At 60.5% G+C, this 263-nt stretch carries 1 protein-coding gene; it reads right to left on the bottom strand.

The features are described from left to right. A partial coding sequence (gene eutB, locus SB751_RS31790) for an ethanolamine ammonia-lyase subunit EutB (RefSeq protein ID WP_410749245.1) occupies positions 1-263 on the bottom strand: 263 nt, incomplete at both ends.

Here is a 263-nt window from a genome sequence, read left to right as displayed (position 1 = left end):
GGTTTCAGGCCAAGGGTCTGGCGAGCATAGAGCGCGTCGTGGAAGGACGTAGTCTGGTAGTTGAGCATGATGTCGTCGGACCCGGGGATGCCCATGATGAAGTTGATTCCTGCCACCCCCAGCAGGGTCAGCAGGTTATCCATGTCGTCCTGGTCGGCTTCGGCGTGGTTGGTGTAGCAGATGTCACAGCCCATGGGCACGCCCAGCAGCTTGCCGCAGAAGTGGTCCTCCAGGCCGGCACGGATGATCTGCTTGCCGTTGTA

The organism is Cupriavidus sp. SIMBA_020 (assembly GCF_046535395.1).
Classification (GTDB): domain Bacteria; phylum Pseudomonadota; class Gammaproteobacteria; order Burkholderiales; family Burkholderiaceae; genus Cupriavidus; species Cupriavidus campinensis.
The sequence above is the reverse complement of the archived record's forward strand: the minus strand, read 5'-3'. Positions and strand labels throughout refer to the sequence as shown.